At 53.4% G+C, this 16624-nt stretch carries 13 protein-coding genes; 8 read left to right on the forward strand and 5 right to left on the reverse strand.

Annotated features, from left to right (window positions below; all coding sequences use genetic code 11):
- Positions 1-538 precede the first annotated feature (538 nt).
- Positions 539-955 (reverse strand): helix-turn-helix domain-containing protein, encoded by a 417-nt coding sequence (locus DZC79_RS18740; protein WP_118953249.1) that lies wholly within the window; start codon positions 953-955, stop codon positions 539-541.
- A 148-nt stretch (positions 956-1103) separates the two neighbouring features.
- On the opposite strand from DZC79_RS18740, the gene DZC79_RS18745 reads away from it, so the two are divergent.
- The 4 genes from DZC79_RS18745 (at position 1104) to DZC79_RS18765 (ending at position 5561) form a co-directional block, all read left to right on the forward strand.
- Positions 1104-1379 (forward strand): hypothetical protein, encoded by a 276-nt coding sequence (locus tag DZC79_RS18745; protein WP_118953152.1) that lies wholly within the window; start codon positions 1104-1106, stop codon positions 1377-1379.
- A gap of 368 nt (positions 1380-1747) precedes the next feature.
- Positions 1748-2452 carry a hypothetical protein gene (locus DZC79_RS18755; RefSeq protein ID WP_118953154.1) on the forward strand — a complete coding sequence of 235 codons (705 nt, stop codon included), beginning with the start codon at positions 1748-1750 and terminating at the stop codon, positions 2450-2452.
- A gap of 400 nt (positions 2453-2852) precedes the next feature.
- A complete protein-coding gene (locus DZC79_RS18760) occupies positions 2853-4985 on the forward strand; it encodes a gliding motility-associated C-terminal domain-containing protein (protein WP_118953155.1) in 2133 nt (710 codons plus the stop codon).
- Positions 4986-5171: 186 nt separating this feature from the next.
- Positions 5172-5561 (forward strand): hypothetical protein, encoded by a 390-nt coding sequence (locus DZC79_RS18765; protein ID WP_118953156.1) that lies wholly within the window; start codon positions 5172-5174, stop codon positions 5559-5561.
- A gap of 152 nt (positions 5562-5713) precedes the next feature.
- Here DZC79_RS18765 and DZC79_RS18770 read toward each other — a convergent pair whose 3' ends face one another.
- Positions 5714-5962 carry a hypothetical protein gene (locus DZC79_RS18770; protein ID WP_157977270.1) on the reverse strand — a complete coding sequence of 83 codons (249 nt, stop codon included), beginning with the start codon at positions 5960-5962 and terminating at the stop codon, positions 5714-5716.
- A gap of 194 nt (positions 5963-6156) precedes the next feature.
- Here DZC79_RS18770 and DZC79_RS18775 point away from each other — a divergent pair, with 194 nt between their 5' ends.
- Positions 6157-6864, forward strand: coding sequence for a hypothetical protein (locus DZC79_RS18775; protein ID WP_118953158.1), 708 nt, complete (start codon positions 6157-6159; stop codon positions 6862-6864).
- A 155-nt stretch (positions 6865-7019) separates the two neighbouring features.
- On the opposite strand, the gene DZC79_RS18780 is transcribed toward DZC79_RS18775, so the two are convergent.
- Complete coding sequence (locus tag DZC79_RS18780) at positions 7020-11870, reverse strand: PKD-like domain-containing protein (protein WP_118953159.1); 4851 nt, start codon at positions 11868-11870, stop codon at positions 7020-7022.
- 267 nt (positions 11871-12137) lie between these two features.
- The gene (locus DZC79_RS18785; protein WP_157977271.1) at positions 12138-13829 is read right to left on the reverse strand and encodes a hypothetical protein; all 1692 of its coding nucleotides are present in this window, start codon (positions 13827-13829) and stop codon (positions 12138-12140) included.
- A 267-nt stretch (positions 13830-14096) separates the two neighbouring features.
- Between DZC79_RS18785 and DZC79_RS18790 the strand changes: the two genes are divergently transcribed.
- Entirely contained in the window at positions 14097-14525 is a 429-nt protein-coding gene (locus DZC79_RS18790) for an SRPBCC family protein (RefSeq protein ID WP_118953161.1), read from the forward strand.
- Positions 14526-14551: 26 nt separating this feature from the next.
- Here DZC79_RS18790 and DZC79_RS18795 read toward each other — a convergent pair whose 3' ends face one another.
- Positions 14552-14875 (reverse strand): DUF3175 domain-containing protein, encoded by a 324-nt coding sequence (locus tag DZC79_RS18795; protein WP_118953162.1) that lies wholly within the window; start codon positions 14873-14875, stop codon positions 14552-14554.
- 163 nt (positions 14876-15038) lie between these two features.
- On the opposite strand from DZC79_RS18795, the gene DZC79_RS18800 reads away from it, so the two are divergent.
- Positions 15039-15620 (forward strand): Crp/Fnr family transcriptional regulator, encoded by a 582-nt coding sequence (locus DZC79_RS18800; RefSeq protein ID WP_118953163.1) that lies wholly within the window; start codon positions 15039-15041, stop codon positions 15618-15620.
- Positions 15621-15697: 77 nt separating this feature from the next.
- Positions 15698-16585 (forward strand): SDR family oxidoreductase, encoded by an 888-nt coding sequence (locus tag DZC79_RS18805; RefSeq protein ID WP_118953164.1) that lies wholly within the window; start codon positions 15698-15700, stop codon positions 16583-16585.
- Positions 16586-16624 lie beyond the last annotated feature (39 nt).

The following is a 16624-nucleotide window of genomic DNA, read 5'->3' on the forward strand; positions in this document are numbered from 1 at the left end:
GGGCTTCGGTTAACGCTGTAAGGATTTAAAACCCTTACAGCGTCAGGCCGGAAGGTAACGGTGCTTATCCTGAAATCTCTGATGCCTGTTTGAGACTTGCAGTGCGTTGTTGCAGATTGTTGTTTCGTTGTCGGAAACTTGCGGTGCGTTGTTGCAGATTGTTGTTTCGTTGTCGGAAACTTGCAGTGCATTGTTGCAGATTGTAGTTTCGTTGTCGGAAACTTGCGGTGCGTTGTTGCAGATTGTAGTTTCGTTGTCGGAAACTTGCGGTGCGTTATTGCAGATTCTAGTTGCGTTGTCGAAAACTTGCAGTGCGTTATTGCAGATTGTTGTTTCGTTGTCGGAAACTTGCAGTGCATTGTTGCAGATTGTAGTTTCGTTGTCGGAAACTTGCAGTGCATTGTTGCAGATTGTAGTTTCGTTGTCGGAAACTTGCGGTGCGTTATTGCAGATTCTAGTTGCGTTGTCGGAAATTTGTAGTGCGTTATTACTAACTCTTATAGGGTTTTAAACCCTATAAGAGTTAGTAAGTGGAGATTTATTTCTTCGCCTGCAGCAGCTTTTCCAGCATGGCTACTTTTTCCTGCTCCGATTTTAAGAGGCGTTCGTAGAGCACTTTATTTTCTTCCAGAGCTTTTAGCCATTCATCAATCGGATTGAAATTGTAATGAACGCCGTTGCTTCCTTTGTTGTGAGAGTTCTCGTAGTTCTGTTGAATGTTGACCACGGCTTCCTGCACGTCCAGGTTTTGCAGCGTTTCTTTGGGAATATGCAGCGCCTGCGATACCTGCTCGAGTATGGCATCGTCGATCTGCTCTTTGCTTTCGAGCTGCGATATTTTTTTCTGGGTCCAGTCGTCGCCCAGCTTATCGGCCAGGTCGTCCTGCTTAAGGCCCAGCATCTCGCGAAACTTCCTGATGTTGCGCCCCTGGTGTATATGGCGTTCGTGTGTCATGAGGCAAATATAAGGGTTATTCATACCAAATGTACGCCGGGCATCTGACAGATGCAAAACAAGCATAGCCTGGTGGTTTGCATATGCCACAGGCTTGCCTTTGCTTTGCAGCTAACCAAGCCGTGACTTAAAAATACAAGCTTTTTTTATGGATCGCCATACCCGTAAAGAGCTGGCCGAGCTGCGCTGCAGCCCGCCGCTCACACTTATCAACATGCGCGCTGCCGCGCTCGATTACTATCCTGCAGATAAGGGACTGTTGCTGCTCGAAGCGCTGTACCAGGGTTGGCTGACGGAGCACCTTGACCGCCTGAGCTTAGAACAGCAGCAGGCTATGCATCGCTTTTGCAAATGGATGGGCATATTGCTGCAAACGGATCACCTGCTGCTGGAAAAGGACGGAAAAGAGAAGAAGGTGATATAATGTGGATGGCCCCCGGAGATTCGTCTCAATCGCTGTAAGGAGTTGAAACCTTACAGCGTTTTGTGTAAGGATGATGTATTTTTCTCGCAGCGCTGCGGCGATGCAGCGGGAAAAATGCTGCTGGTTCACGCGCGTTCACGCGGACCAAGGCACACGCGAGGGCGTCAACCAGCAGGAGAATTTTTTCCGCAAAGGCCTGGCGGCACAGAGAATGATACTTCTATTTTTCCGCAACGCCTATGACGGGAAAATATATAAACCTTGTCGTGCGATAATGCGTCTTAATGTCAACTTGTATGGAAGTAAAGTACCCTAATGGTATATTTGCCCCAGACTTTATCACAGAGCATCTACTAAGCCGAATAACTATGCTGATAATAGAAATCATGCCTTCTTTTATTGCTTCGAGCTATTTGCTGCTTGAGCAGAAGGGAAAAGAATGGCTGCTTACGTTTGGAAAGAAAGCATTTGCCTATCAGGATGAAGCGGCAGCAGAATGGATGGTAAAGGTGAAGGATAATGAGGGCGCCTGTAACCTGTACAGGCTGGCCGACCGGGTCGTTAAAGAGGCCCGAGTGGACAGCCGGTTTGTTTTAGATGGTGTCCGTGTGACTTGTCATCTTTCCGGGGCGGGGATGGACAGCAACTATACTTTTGCTTCTCCTGAAGCACAGACGGCGGAAGCGTTGCTGATGAAGACGGTGCTGATGTTTGCGGAGCGATGCATAGGGGACAATCAGGCCTTTATCAATTATATTGAGCTGCTTGAAGGTTATTTCTCCGAGTCGCTTCCCGTAAAGATCTTTGACGAGTCGCCGCTGAGGATAAAATTTTATGGTAGCTTCTCATCGCTTCAACAAAGGGAGTTGGAGCAGGTGATTGAAAAGGCGCTACAGCAGCCTGGTCTCCTGATCGACATGACGAACTTTCAAGGCATGGGTACATTGCTCTACGGCTGCTTTAAAAGGTTGTCCGGCGTTAAGAATATTCACTTTGTCGCGAACGCAGAGGCGAAACGGCACCTGTTGGCTATGGGTTTCGGCGAGGAGCTGATCCGGCTCGTATCGCTTTAAAGAAGCTGCGGCGGTTTTAATCCTTTTGGCGTCGGGTGTGATCAGATAAGGGTCTGCCCCACTGCTTCGGCGATCAAGGCGGCGGGGGATCGATCGGGTTGGCGACCTCAAGGAAGAAGCAGTATAAGCTGGCTTATCCCGACAGTGTCTTTTGAACCCTGGGGGAGGTGGTTAACGCGGTTAACAAAAAAAATGATTGAAGATTACTATGACGGCTATATCAGCGATCTGAAAAGCTACCTGGACAAGAATGCGAAATAGACTGGCCGCTAAATGAAAACCTTGAGCTACCCGGCTACACGTAAACCATGAAAATAGACAGTGCGGGAACGCACGACCAACTTTAGCGGAATAACCTGTTGTCTCTGGCAATATAGGAAACACCTTTAATATCGCCGCAATGACACGTTATCTTCTTTGTATCGCCGCTGTGGCCTTTTGTGCCCTGAACGTTTCGGGGCAGGGCGAAAACAACAATTGGGTATTTGGCTATCATTCCCGCCTTAACTTTAACACACCAACGCCGGTATTATCTTCGGCCAACCTGATCACGCAGGAAGGATGTGCCGCTGTTTCCGACGCATCGGGGGAGCTCCTTTTCTATTCGAATGGCAATAGTATATGGGATGCTACAGGCGCGGTGATGCCCAATGGCACGGGCATCCTGGGAAACGGTGCCGGCTTCTATGGCCCCGGTTCCACTACCCAGGGCGTCGCCATTGTTCAATCGACGGAAGATGCCGCAAGGTACTTCCTGTTTACCCTGGATTGTAACGAGGATGTGATCTACAACAATTCGCCGGCCTACCTGCGCTATTCGGCGATCGATATGACCTTGAACAGCGGGCGCGGCGATGTGGTACCCGGGCAGAAAAATATAGTGCTCGATACCTTTGTCACTGAGAAAATGGTAGTTGTCCGGGGAACAGCCTGCAACTACTGGCTGGTTACGCATCGCAGGAAGTCGAACCAGTACAGAACCTTCAGCATCAGGGGGAGCGTCGACCCCGTACCGGTTATCTCAACGGGCTTGTACCTGGGCGGTAGTGGTGCCGGGGAAATGAAGGTCTCTCCCAACCGGAAGATGATCGCCTTTGTCACGGATACGATACCCAATATTATAGAGGTCGCGTCGTTCGATGCCACTACCGGAACCGTATCGGGTGCGCAGGCGCTGGGACCGGCATTTACACCCGGAAGCATATACAATGTGCTAAGCCGCTACGCCCTGGAGTTCTCTCCCGACAACAGCAAACTCTATTGCAGCGAATGGGTAAGGATGGTGCAGTACGACCTGACGGCCTTTCCGGCTATGCCGGCCGTAGCGGCGACACGAACGATCATCGCGCCCGAGGAGCCACTGGCGCCACCACTGGGGTTTCCTGTCAGGGGCCTCATCTTCGGTATGCGTATGGGACCTGACAACAAGATCTATGTGGCCCGGACCAACTGGTATGGTGTTACCATACCGGCGCATATTGCCCGTATTAATATGCCCAACAATACGGGGCTGGCCTGCGGCTTCGATTCGCTGGCCATTACCGTTCCCGCAGCTCAGGTTTATACGGGGCTTGGCTTGTATGGGTTCGGGTTTGGCAGTGCCGTTGTTATCGCGGATATGCCGGCTGTCGTTCATACCACCGCCAGGGATACCGCTATCTGCGCAGGCGATTCCGTAAGGGTGGCAGGACACCCGGGCTGTACCCGTTATTTATGGAGTGACGGCAGTACTGACGCCCTGCTGACACTGCGGGACGATGGGCGTTACTGGGTATCAGGGGTTAAAGATTGTGATGTCTACCTGGATACTTTTCGGGTAAGCTTCCTGAAGCTGGATACCCGGCTTGGCGGGGATACCTTTATCTGCAAAGGCTCAGCAGGCATGCTGCTATATGCTGGAAGCCCGGGAGCCAATTATCGCTGGCAGGACGGCAGCACGGGCGAAACCTATCGTGCCGATACGAGCGGTACCTACTATGTGACGATCAGCAATAACAGTTGCAGGCTTACCGATACGATCCATATTGCGGAAGTTGATCCCTATCTTAAGCTAAGCGGCGACGACTCCCTGATCTGCGATGGCGGCAGGGTAATCCTCCGTGCAGCATCCTTCCCGCCAGGCGCTTACCTATGGAATACGGGGAGCAATACGGATACGCTGGTGGTCAGCAGGTCAGGTAGTTATAGTGTTTCCGTGGTTAATGCCTGTGGTACCTTTTCCGCATCGCTTGGGGTTGCTTCCGAAGATTGCGATTGCCCGGTGTTTATTCCCAATGCTTTTTCTCCCAATGGCGATGGGGTCAATGAGTGGTTCCGGCCAAGGATAAACTGCCGGCTGTCTTTCTATTCATTAAGCATTTATAACCGGTACGGGCAAAGGGTGTTTTATTCCAATGACAGCGATAATGGATGGGAAGGCCGGTTTAGAGGAGTGCCTTCCGAACTCGGAACTTATTTTTACTACTTGAAATACCAGGGCCTGCGCTCGCGAAAAAATATTGTCAGGAAGGGCGATCTGACTTTGCTCCGGTAGCTGTATTATGGCTTTGGTCGTAAGGGATCTGTACCTGAGAGGATGATCCTTGTAACTACCTGTACAACGGGAGTCATGCATCCCCGAAAGCAGGTATCTTACGGCGGTTAACGAATTGGTAATGCATCCAGGAAAGCCCAGGGTATCGAATCTGCTATTTTTGATCCCACACTTAAACTGGTAAATATGAAAAAAGCAATTCTTTCCGGAGCCTTTTCCCTGGCCTTGCTGACCACAGGTGCTGCCTATGCCAACACAGCTGTTGCCGTCGGCGCAGCGGAAGCCTCCATGCCCAACCAGGTTACGCTTACGGTTGAGATGTACCTGGTCGACAATATGGGCAATCCTGTAACCAGCTCGGGCGTGCATGGCTACTGGGCGCTTAATGTATTGACGGGTGAGCTGTATGAAACAGATACGCATACGCCCGATCTGTTCCTTGGCCTGCCTCCGGGTACATACACTTTTGGTACGATCAGCAATCCCTGGTGCGGCGGTAACCAGGTAGATGTAACCCTTGACGCATCTATGCAGGGCGATCCCGTACCTGTTCAGCTGGTCTTTTGGGAAGAGTAAGCGGCAACGAAGATCATTTACGGTCGCAGCAATTGCTGCGGCTTTTTTTTGTCTTGGAGCACTGTGGTTCTTTTGCAGTAACAGTAATAACAAAGCGGCACATTTACGTGCCGCTTGCTATTGCTTTTCTTTATGGTCAAAGGAAAGACCGCTTAATCAATGCACCTGTAGATATCGGTTTCCCGGCCACAATTGACTTTAGTCTCGGTGAAGCATTGGGAAACGCGGGTAATAATGCAGGTGTGGGCGCCGCAGCTGGCCATACAGGTTTCCTGCACTGTCCGTACACACAGATCCCCGTCGCGGGTCTCTGCGCCTCCTCTGATGGCATCGGTACCGGTGAGGGAGGCGATCGTCTTCTTGTTCAAGCGCAGCCTGGCTTGTTGGTTTTGCTTTTTCATAAAATCGTGCTTCATTTGGTGAACAATGAAGGTATACCATGTGTCTTCTTTGAAAAATACCCGGAAACAGGGATTTCGGGATGGTTCCCGCAAGAATTTTCGTAAAGTAAGTCCTGCCGGGACCAATCTCCTGGCGTTGTTCCCGTCAATAACTTTTAACTTAAGTATCTTTTGTCTACCCCAAAGAAGCTACTATGGAAAAATTGATTAAAGAAGTGCGCTTCCTTAAGCTGTATTCAGCAATGCTTACCCTGGTATGCTGCTTGCTTTTCTTTTTTGCCTTTAAGCCGAATCACTCAAAGCAGCGTTTTGAGGAGATCGATGTAGAACGGATCAATATTGTAGAAAAAGATGGCAGCCTGAAGATGGTCATCAGCAACAAGCAGCGCCAGCATCCCGGTATGTTCAATGGTAAATCGCTTAAGCCCAGGACACGGGAAGCGGGGATGATCTTTTTCAACGAGCTGGGCGACGAATGCGGCGGCCTTGTCTACGATGGCAACGATAAAGAGTCGGCGATGGTCTACTCGGTAGATCCGCGGAATACCGACCAGATCATGCAGCTGCAGTACCTTGAGGGTGCAGGTGAGCATAAGTACCGAACCTATGGCCTGAAACTATGGGACAGGTCCGATGATTTTCCCATGGAAGCGATCATGAAATTTGAAGATTCCCTGAAAGCGCTGAAGGATACGGCGGCTACCCGCAATGCCTACGCCTGGTTGAGGGCACAGGGCAAACTGGCGCAGGAGCGTCTCTTTGCTGGTAAGCTTTCCAATGGGGAAGTAGGACTATTCCTGCGTGATGATAAGGGGCGTGTACGCCTGAAGATCTATGTGGGCAAAGACAACCAGGCCCATATCGAGCAGCTGGATGAAACAGGACAGCTGATCGGTAAATAAGCAACAGGAAGCATATCAGGCCTGATGCATTACCGGCTGCAATTACAGCCCATGCGGCTTGTATCGGCTGTATGTTATACTATTATTTTCTCTCCTTGTGATTAGTAAAATGCGGCGCCCCCTGAAGGAAGCGCCGCGGGCGGTTCGCCTTGGTTCTATTTCTTCGTTATTTTAACCTGCCAGTGACCTTGTTTGCCATCGTTGAAATGGAGCAGGTACACTCCTTGCGCAAAGCCCGAGAGGTCCATCCAGGCGTCGCTGTCCTGTACGATGGTCCTGGCGCGCAGGATGCGGCCCGAGAGGTCACAGAGGCTGACGTAGGCGCCTTTTCTTAAGCCTTCAAAGTAGACCTTGTCCTGTGCCGGATTGGGAAATACCTTAAAGCCCGCCGGCATACCGGTATTACCGATACCGCTGGTGCCTATCATCAGGGTAAGGGTATTGCTGCTCCAGGCCGTATCCGGGTCGGCGCAGGAAGAAAAGCTGCGCAGGAAGGCTTTTACCTGGTTGTTGTTTTTGATATCGGTGCCCGCAACAGCCGTCCAGGTAAGGCCGCTGATGCCCGTAAAAGTATTGTTGCGGTACCACAGCACCTGGTAGCCCTGATCGCCGATATCATTGAGCTGTGCGGTAAAGGTAACGGGCTGTCCGTTAGTCAGCTGAACGCCCGGGTTTGCAATTATTGCCAGCGAAGGATGGGTTACGGTCACGACGCTCATCGGCACCTCATTACTGTGTATCGTCGTGGCGCTGGCGCAGATGGCATTGCTGGTCATCACGCAGCGCACAATATCCCCATCGCCGGGTGTATAAGTATAAGTGGTGGTATTAGCGCCCACATTGCTGCCGTTAAGTTTCCATTGATAAGCGGGCGTGGTTCCGCCATGAGTGGGGGTAGCGGTAAAGGTGACTGGTATGCCGGAGCAGATGTGGTTTTCCGGCACATAAATATTCAATGAGGGATCTACAGTTGGCGTAACGTCCATGATCATGGCATTGCTGACAATGTTATTGCTGTTCAGGCAGGGATAATTGCTCGTCAGGGTGCAGGTGATGGTATCCTCATCTTCGGGCGCATAGACAAATACTGCGCTGTTGCTACCGGTATTGCTGCCGTTGACTTGCCATTGATAGGCAGGCAGGTTGCCGCCGCCGGTTACGGAAGCCGTGTAGGTGACCTGGGTACCGGAACACAGCAGGGCCGGGGCGTTGTTGCTGATCGAGATTGTGGGCGTGAGCATCGGTGTGGCTGTTACAGCCTTGGTCATCGCAACGGAGCTGCCGCAGGTGTTGACAGACTGAACGCTGATATTGCCGTTGCTGCTGCCGACAACCACGTTAATCGTGTTGGTGGTTGAAGTGCCTGTCCAGCCCGGCGGCAGGGCCCATGTATAGCTGCTGGCGCCGGCAACACTGGCGATGGAATAAGTTTGTGTGCTGCCGGTACAAGGGGCATCAGGACCGGTAAGCGTACCAGGTACAGCGGGGATCGCATTGACCGTTATGGGAACGGTAATGCTGCTACCGGCGCAGCTGTTTGCGCTGGCGGTAACGGTATAGGTAGCGGTGCCGGTAACTGGTCCTGTCGCGGTCAGGGTTTGGGCGATGCTGCTGCCCGATCCGGTTGCGGCGCCGCTGACGCCGCTTTGAGCTGCAGTCCAGCTAAGGGTAGCGCCGGCTACGGGCGAGGATAAAGCAATGCCCGTCGCGCCGCCGCTGCAGAGCGTTTGGTTAGCAGGTGTCGCTACTGCGGCGGGTTTCGGATTCACGGCGACCGTTACGCTTACCGGCGTGCCGGCACAGCCGTTTGTCGTTGGCGTTATCGTATAGGTTGCGGTTCCCGGAGTAGTGCTGGTATTGGTCAGGGTTTGGGCAATGGTTGCGCCCGCCCCGGCTGTCGCGCCGCTGGCGCCGCTTTGCGTTACGGTCCAGGCATAAGTGGTGCCGGTGAGGTTGTCGCTGTTGACCAGGCTGGTTGCTGCGCCGCTGCAGACAGCCTGGCTGGCGGGTGTGACGGTCAGGGCCGGTGCGGGCTTCACGGTAACGGTAGCGTTAACGGAGGCGCCGTTGCAGCTGCCTGTTGAAGGCCGTATCATATAAGTAACTGTTCCGGCAGTAGTACCTGTAGCAGTCAGGGTCTGGGCGATCGTATTTCCGCTGCCGGCTGCAGCGCCGGTAGCGCCGCTTTGCATGATGCCCCAGGAGTAAGTCGTGCCCGTTTGCGGAGCCGACAATGCGATATTGGTCGCTGTGCCGCTGCACAGGCTTACCGTAGTGGGAGTAACCGTTAATACCGGTAGCGGGGTAACGGTTATTGTTACGGTTACCGGCGTTCCGGGACATCCATTGGTGGTTGGCGTAATCGTATAAGTAGCCGTTCCCGGTGCTGTGCCGGTATTGGTGAGCACCTGGCTTATCGCGCTGCCGTTGCCTGCTATGGCGCCGCTGACACTGCTTGACGCTACCGTCCAGCTGTAGGTGGTTCCGGTGAGGTTGGCGCTGAGCGCGATATTGGCCGTTGCGCCGGAGCACAGGTTTGTGGCTGCAGGTGTCGCTGTCGCTACCGGCCGCGGGTTGACCTTAACGGTCGCTGTTGCGGTATTGCCGGCGCAGGCGCCGATGGCCGGAGTAACGGTATAGACCGCTATCCCGGTTGCCGTACCGCTATTGGTCAATGCCTGGGCAATAGTGCTGCCATTGCCGGAGGCAGCCCCGCTGACGCCGCTTTGCACAACCGTCCAGCTATAGGTAGCGCCTGCCTGGGGCGCCGATAAAGCAAGGCTTGTTGTCGCGCCGCTGCAGATCGTTTGGGTATCTGGTGTGATGGTAAGGGTAGGATAGGGCGTTACTGACATCGTAATGCTGTTGCTGACAGCAGTATCCACGCTGCGGCAAAGGGCATCGGAGATCAGCTTCACGCTGACGACATCATTATGATTAAGCGCATTGTCGCTGTAGGTGGGACTACTGGTACCGGTAACCAGGCCGTTCTTCAGCCATTGGTAAGCCGCCGAGCCGCCATTGACAGGCGTTGCCGTAAAGGTTACATTAGTACCGGCGCAGATATTGCCGGAGGGGTTTGCGGCAATCGTTACCGAGGGAATCAGGGTAGGATTGACCAGGGCGGTAGTACTTCCGGGCGCAGAGGGACAGCCGGCAACGGTTACCGTAACCTGGTAAGTACCGCTGGCTGCCGTGGTCGCTGCGGCAATGGTCGGATTCTGTAGGGCGCTGCTGAAACCGTTGGGCCCTGTCCAGGAATAGCTGGCCCCGCTGACGGTCGCTGTGCTGAGGGCCAGGTTGGTACCGCTGCATATCGGTCCGTTGCTGCCTGCCACGGGTGTGGCCGGCGCCGCAGGGTCGTTAAGAACAAAGCTGCCGGGAACATTGGAGATGCAGGTGCCCCGGGCGGCGGCGATATTGCTGTAGCTGCCGGCGCCCAGTCCGGGAAGAGTGAGCACACCACCGGTAGTAGCCGTCAGGTTCAATGCAGCCTGCGGTACGGAGTTCTTATTATAGGTAACGGTATAGGCAGCGCTGGCTGTCATGCCAGTCAGGACGATCGTACCGTCCGTACCCAGGCAGGTTGTCGGATGGGTAAGGGAAACGACCGGTACCGGCGCCGGCTCCTGGCCTATAGTCACGGTTTGCGTATCGATACAGGAGTTGGCATCGTGGCAGATCACGCTGTAAGTACCTGTCGCCAGTCCGCTGGCGGTAGCGGCATTGCCACCCGAAGGGGACCAGGTGTAGGTATAAGCGCCCAGGCCACCGGTGACGGTTACTGTAGCGGTACCATTACCGGTGCCTCCGCAGGATACATCGGTATGGCTCATGGTAAGGTCGAGCGCCGGCGCCTGCGCAATCGTAAAGCTCCGGCTGTTGAAACAACCTTTGCTGTCGGTATAGGTACAGGTATAAGTGCCTGCGCCCAGCCCGGTGGCTGTTGCAGCATTGCCACCCGAAGGGATCCAGGAATAAGTGTAAGGCGCTGTGCCGCCACTTACTGTGACTGTAGCGCTGCCGCTGCTCAGCGGTGCGCAGGTTGCTTTCTGGGTGCTGGTGGCGCTGAGAGCCGCCGGCTGACCGATCGCTACGATTGCCGTAGTGGTTTGAGAGGACGCGTCGGTAACGGTGCAGGTGTACGTGCCGGCCGGCTGGCCGGCGATCGAAGCGCTGCTGCCACCCGAGGGGAACCAGAAATAGGTGTAGGGTGGATTGCCACCTGAGACTGTAACGGTGGCCGAGCCGTTGCTGCCGCCATTACAGGATACATCGGTATGCGCCGTGATGCTGGCGCTGAAAGAAGGACCGCAGAGGCCTGGTGTAATGAGGTGGGTAAAGATGTTTTCCATCAGGTCGACCGCAGCAGGATAGGTCGTCGCATTCTGGATCCAGTCCTGGTCTGACGTCGTGATCAGCTTGCCATAGCTGGTATTGGCCGGGCAAAAGCACCAGCCGAGCGGGACATTGCCCGGTGTGCTGCGGACGAAGGTAAAGATATTGGCGCCTGCCGTGCCGGTGCAGCCATACCAGAAATAAGGCAGCGAAGGCACAGCGTTGTTCGTCGTAGCGAAAGAACCGTTGATCACCGGGTTCTGGTCATCATTTTGTGAGGCGCCCCAGGTAAAGCTGCTGCCCAGCGCGCCAACGATCTGGGCAAAGGCCGTATTGCCGCCGTAGGCGCTCAGGTATTCGGTTTGCAGATACACCGGCTTCCCCGATTGTAGAAAGGCCTTGATCGTATTGATCTGCGTGCTGGAATAGCCGGCGGTACCATCAGACACGATCAGGACATTGGTGCTGCTGAAAAAACTGTTGTTGTCCAGAACGCTGATGGGTTGGATATTCACTGTATGCCCCATTGCCGTGAGCACGGCTTGCCAGCGGGATGGCATGGAATAGACACCGCCCGCCGTTTGTGTTACCAGGACATTAAGCGCCATGGTATTCCGGGAATACGAGAGTAACAGGCATAACATTAATAAGGTAGAAAGTCTCTTCATGAAGCATGTATTATGAATGGTGTGTAAGAGAGCGGCAGTCGTTATCTGAGGCAAAATTAGCAGGGTACACCGCGTTGAATGATCCGTGAAAGCACCTCTTTTTCAAAAGGAGTGAAACTACCTGGTCCTGGTAGATTTATCCCGGATAACACGTAAATCTTATCTGCCACGCTAAAGTACTCAGGCAGAGGCCAAAGGGTATAGAACAGGCAGTTACAAAAGCGTTACATTTTGCAATAAAATTGATTTTCAATAAGAAAAGTATGATTAAAGAGAATGAGATAAAGCCTCCAGGCTGGTTTCTTCGCCCAGTTCCAGCTTACGCCTGAGCCGGTGCCAGGTCACCCGTACACTGTTGGGAGAAATGCCCAGCGCGGTAGCCATTTCTTTGGTGGAGAAATTCAGGCGGCCAAGGACCAATAGCCTTAGCTCGGCAGGGGTGATATGTGGAAATTTCTGCTTTACATTATTAATGTAATCGCCATAGACTATATCAAACGATTGCCGGAAACGGGTCCAGTCTTCATCTGTAAGAATGGCGCTTTCCCTGAGCCGCGACAGGATATCGGTATGTTGCTTCCGGGTATCTTCCTCTTCCAGTTTTTCGATCAACTGATTCTTCTCCGACAGCCTTTCCGCGAATTCCCGGATCTGCTCTTCACCCCTTTTGAGCTCGGCGCGGAAAGCCTTTACTTTCTGTTCCTGCACAGCCTGCCTGTACTTATGCTTTCTTCGTATCCGGTAGTAGGCAAACAGGACGCCGACAATAAGCAGCAGGAGGGTCGAAAGAAAAAAGCCCCGCTGCACCTGGTTCAAGCGGCGCTCGAGCTGCAGGGCACGGCGATGCCCCTGCAGCTCGAGCCGGTCCATCTTTTGCTGTGCCCGCAGCAATTGCAGGGCGCTGAACTTTTTTTCCATTGTTTCGCTGAAACGGACGGTGGAATCCAGGTAACGGTTTACCCGGACGATATCGCCACGTGCCGCATAATATTTACACAGAACAGGGTAAAGCCGTTCCATGCGGTCATACTGGCGCGAGCTGATAATACTGGATTGCGCCAGCCGGATAAGGTCCTGCGCGGCATCCAGCCGGCCCTGGCGGATCATGATATCGCCGAGGGGTATCGCTGAACCGGCAACAAGACCGCTGTCCTTCCGCGACAGGCCGAAAGCGATATCCTCCTGCAGCATGGGAATTGCTGCCGCAAAGTCGCCGCTGAGATAGCGGTTATAGCCCAGGTTGCCCTTCGCAATGCTGTAGTAGGCATCGGATGGTTCAATATAAGGCGAATGGATCACCTTATTGAAATAATGATCTGAAGAGTCGAGGCGGTTCAGCTTCTGGTAGCAAAGTCCCATTGTATTATCGGAGGCCCAGTGCGCATTGTAGCTAAAACGGGTTTCTTTGATGGCGGAAGCCTTGTGCAGATAAGCCAGGGCCGTCCGGTAATCTTTAAAAATATAATAGGCCTTGCCGATCTCATGATAATATTCGGTAATGTCGGGAAAGCTGTAAGCATTTGTCTGCTGCATCAGCTGATCGAGCTGAAGGTAGTATTCAAAGGCAAGCTCGTAATTCTGGATGATGCGCCAGTACGTTTTGGCAATTACATAGAGTGATCTGGCTTCTATATGGAGGTAATGCTCTTTGCGGCCGGTTTCCCGCAGCTGCATAAAGCGGTCAAGCAGGTGCGTCTTATCCTCGCGGTAATGGTACCAGCGATAATAAGCATCGAACAGATCGGCTTCCAGCGCCAGCTCCCTGTCTTTGGCGGCGATGGCTTCCTCCCTCAGGCGGCTGCTGACCGCAAAGGCCTGCGATGAATCCCTGATGGCTACTACGGCGCGGTAAAACGAGTCGATCCACCATACCTTATCCTTATAAGGCTTATGAAGGATCGCATTGTAGTTTGATGCCCTGCTTTCAAAAACGGCTGTCGCCAGTAACAGCATGCTCATGAATAACCGGACACAAGCAGCCTTCATAAAGGCACTGTCGGTTTTCGGGGGAAAAGGCATCACAGGAAATGGTAGAGGCGGTTAAATCGGCACAAAGATGGTAAAAAGTCCGCTCATCTCATAACCTTTCTTTGGCCGGGAGCTTCCTATTAGCGTTCAGCAGGATGAAAATAATTTTTGTCCGGATCAGCCCTTGACAAAGTCCGGTATGCACCTCTTTAAGCCCATCGTAGTATGATAATTTTGTAGCAACAAAATAAAAGAATCATGAACAGCATCTGGCACAGACTAACGATCAAAGCTTCACCTGAAACCGTTTACCAGGCATTGGCCACACAGCAGGGGCTTGCCGGCTGGTGGACGCCCGAGACCACCGCGACTCCCGAAACGGGCAGCATTGCCCGCTTTGCTTTCGGCCCCGACTACTACAAGGAAATGAAAGTAACGACACTTGAACCCTCAAAGCAGGTGCAATGGCTTTGCATTACCGGGTTTGAAGAGTGGATCGGGACCACGATCACGTTCGACATTGAATCCCATGAGCAGGGAGCGGTATTGACTTTTCATCACGATGGCTGGAAAGCCTACTCCAGGGGCTTTGCCGTATGCAGCTACGATTGGGCCATGTTCTTAAGAAGCCTGAAGATCCTTTGTGAAACCGGCAAGGGTCTGCCTTATCCGCATCAGTATCTTTAAAAGGCAGCGGCTTGCATCGGTATCGCTTAGCCATTTTTAGGTTCTTTTCCGAAAACACGCCGCAGCTCGTCTTTGGCCTGCTCGAGCACTTGTTTGTGTGCTGCCGTTAGGTTGTCGCCGGCACGATTAATATAAAAGTTAAGCATCGACATGGCTGACCGGAAGGGTGTACCTTTCCTGCGCCGGCTCTTTTGCGCCGATTTTTTCAGGGAGCGGGCGATCCTGGCGGGATCATCGGAAGCGAAGATGCCACCTTTAATATCCAGGGCATCACTGGTTTGGGTTACCCTTGCCGACCATTTCCTGCCGGTCTTCTTCTGTTTGTTGTGCCTGGGTTGGGGTCTGGCCATTGTATGATAAGTTTGATTTGCTGCGAAAACAAATGGCCGCTCTTAAATGTTTCATAAGCTCCCGCTTCTTTGCAATGACCGCCGGTGCGCACAGCAGGAGGTCCTTTAAGAGCATCTTCCCGGCTACTTTTCCAATCCGTCCGGATCCGTTAATTTTGTTCTGATGACGACCGGAATAGAAGCTTACCTGCACACGCATACCCGGCTGAGCGATGAAGAAATTGCCCGGATTGCCCTGGCAGCCACGCCCCGCTCGCTTCGCCGCAACGAGCTGTTGCTGCAGGAAGGGCAGATCTGCCGCCATAAGGCTTTCGTGGTAAAGGGGCTGCTACGCAACTTCGGTGTTGTTGCCGACGGCAGCGAGCATATCCTGCAGTTCTCACCGGAAGATACCTGGACGCTCGACGCAGAAAGCTATGACCGCAGCACACCTTCGGCTTTCAATATCGCGGCCATAGAACCCAGCGAGCTGCTGCTCTGGACCAGGCCTGTCTTTAACCGGCTGCTGGAAGAAATACCGGAGCTGCATGCACTTTCCCTGCAGCTGATCTCCAGGAACGGCTACAACAGCCGGCAACGCCTGTTCGCCGCGCTCAGCGCCACGCCCGAAGAAAAGTACAATGGTTTTGTCCGGGATTGTCCCGACCTGGTATCCCGGCTGCCCCTGCACATGATCGCTGCTTACCTGGGCATTTCGTTGAAGACGCTGACCCGTATCCGCCATGCCCAATGGCAGCAACGTTAAATCCGATTATGGTCAAATGACCATCTTTAGTCCGGCATGCCGACGCAATTTTGTGCTGATAAAACATCAGACATTTTATGCGTGTATTTGTAACAGGAGCCTCAGGCTTTGTAGGCTCCGCCATCATTAAGCAATTATTGGATGCCGGTCACCAGGTGCTCGGACTGGTCCGCTCGGAACAAGCGGCACAGACACTGGCCGACATGGGCGCAGAGGCGCATCGGGGAGATGTCAATGATCCCGGCAGCCTGGAAAGCGGCGCTGCGCACTGCGATGCGGTTATCCATACGGCCTTTAATCATGATTTCAGCCGTTATAAAGAAAATTGTGAAGACGACCGCAAGGTCATTCTTTCCCTGGGTAAAATACTCGCCGGGTCCAACCGGCCGCTGGTGATTACCTCAGGTGTAGGTCTGTTGCATGGAGCGCGGCCGGTGACGGAAGAGGATGTACCTGCCGGCTCGGCTACCGTACCACGTGCTGCTACGGAAGAAGCCGCGCGGGCTGTAGTTGCACAAGGCGTCAATACCTATATCGTACGGCTTCCGGCTACGGTACATGGCGAAGGCGATCATGGCTTTATTGCTATGGTGGTGGCTATGGCTAAAGAAAATGGCGTATCGGCGTACATCGGCGAAGGCGGTAACCGCTGGCCGGCAGTGCATCGCCACGATGCCGCCGTGCTCTATCGCCTTATTATTGAACAGCAGCCGGAGCAGCGTGTTTATCATGCTGTGGCGGAAGAAGGTATTCCCTTCAGGCAAATTGCCGCCGCCATCGGACAGCAGCTGCAGCTCCCGGTAGCTGGCAAAAGCGGGCTGGAGGCCGAAGCACATTTCACCTGGTTCACACACTTTGCCGGTATGGATTGCCCGGCATCTGCAGTAAAAACACAGGAGGCGACCGGCTGGAAGCCAGAGCAGCCGGGATTGCTTGCTGAACTGAATGCAGGTGTCTATCGCTAAGACTGTATACAACTGCATCCTCCTCCGGCGCGCCGGAGG

It is taken from the genome of Taibaiella helva (assembly GCF_003545695.1).
GTDB classification, from domain to species: domain Bacteria; phylum Bacteroidota; class Bacteroidia; order Chitinophagales; family Chitinophagaceae; genus Taibaiella; species Taibaiella helva.

Coding starts and splice junctions, on each gene's coding strand:
- DZC79_RS18740 (WP_118953249.1), bottom strand. CDS start 955: ATGACACACGAACGCCATATACACCAGGGGCGCAACATCAGGAAGTTT.
- DZC79_RS18745 (WP_118953152.1), top strand. CDS start 1,104: ATGGATCGCCATACCCGTAAAGAGCTGGCCGAGCTGCGCTGCAGCCCG.
- DZC79_RS18755 (WP_118953154.1), top strand. CDS start 1,748: ATGCTGATAATAGAAATCATGCCTTCTTTTATTGCTTCGAGCTATTTG.
- DZC79_RS18760 (WP_118953155.1), top strand. CDS start 2,853: ATGACACGTTATCTTCTTTGTATCGCCGCTGTGGCCTTTTGTGCCCTG.
- DZC79_RS18765 (WP_118953156.1), top strand. CDS start 5,172: ATGAAAAAAGCAATTCTTTCCGGAGCCTTTTCCCTGGCCTTGCTGACC.
- DZC79_RS18770 (WP_157977270.1), bottom strand. CDS start 5,962: ATGAAAAAGCAAAACCAACAAGCCAGGCTGCGCTTGAACAAGAAGACG.
- DZC79_RS18775 (WP_118953158.1), top strand. CDS start 6,157: ATGGAAAAATTGATTAAAGAAGTGCGCTTCCTTAAGCTGTATTCAGCA.
- DZC79_RS18780 (WP_118953159.1), bottom strand. CDS start 11,870: ATGAAGAGACTTTCTACCTTATTAATGTTATGCCTGTTACTCTCGTAT.
- DZC79_RS18785 (WP_157977271.1), bottom strand. CDS start 13,829: ATGAGCATGCTGTTACTGGCGACAGCCGTTTTTGAAAGCAGGGCATCA.
- DZC79_RS18790 (WP_118953161.1), top strand. CDS start 14,097: ATGAACAGCATCTGGCACAGACTAACGATCAAAGCTTCACCTGAAACC.
- DZC79_RS18795 (WP_118953162.1), bottom strand. CDS start 14,875: ATGGCCAGACCCCAACCCAGGCACAACAAACAGAAGAAGACCGGCAGG.
- DZC79_RS18800 (WP_118953163.1), top strand. CDS start 15,039: ATGACGACCGGAATAGAAGCTTACCTGCACACGCATACCCGGCTGAGC.
- DZC79_RS18805 (WP_118953164.1), top strand. CDS start 15,698: ATGCGTGTATTTGTAACAGGAGCCTCAGGCTTTGTAGGCTCCGCCATC.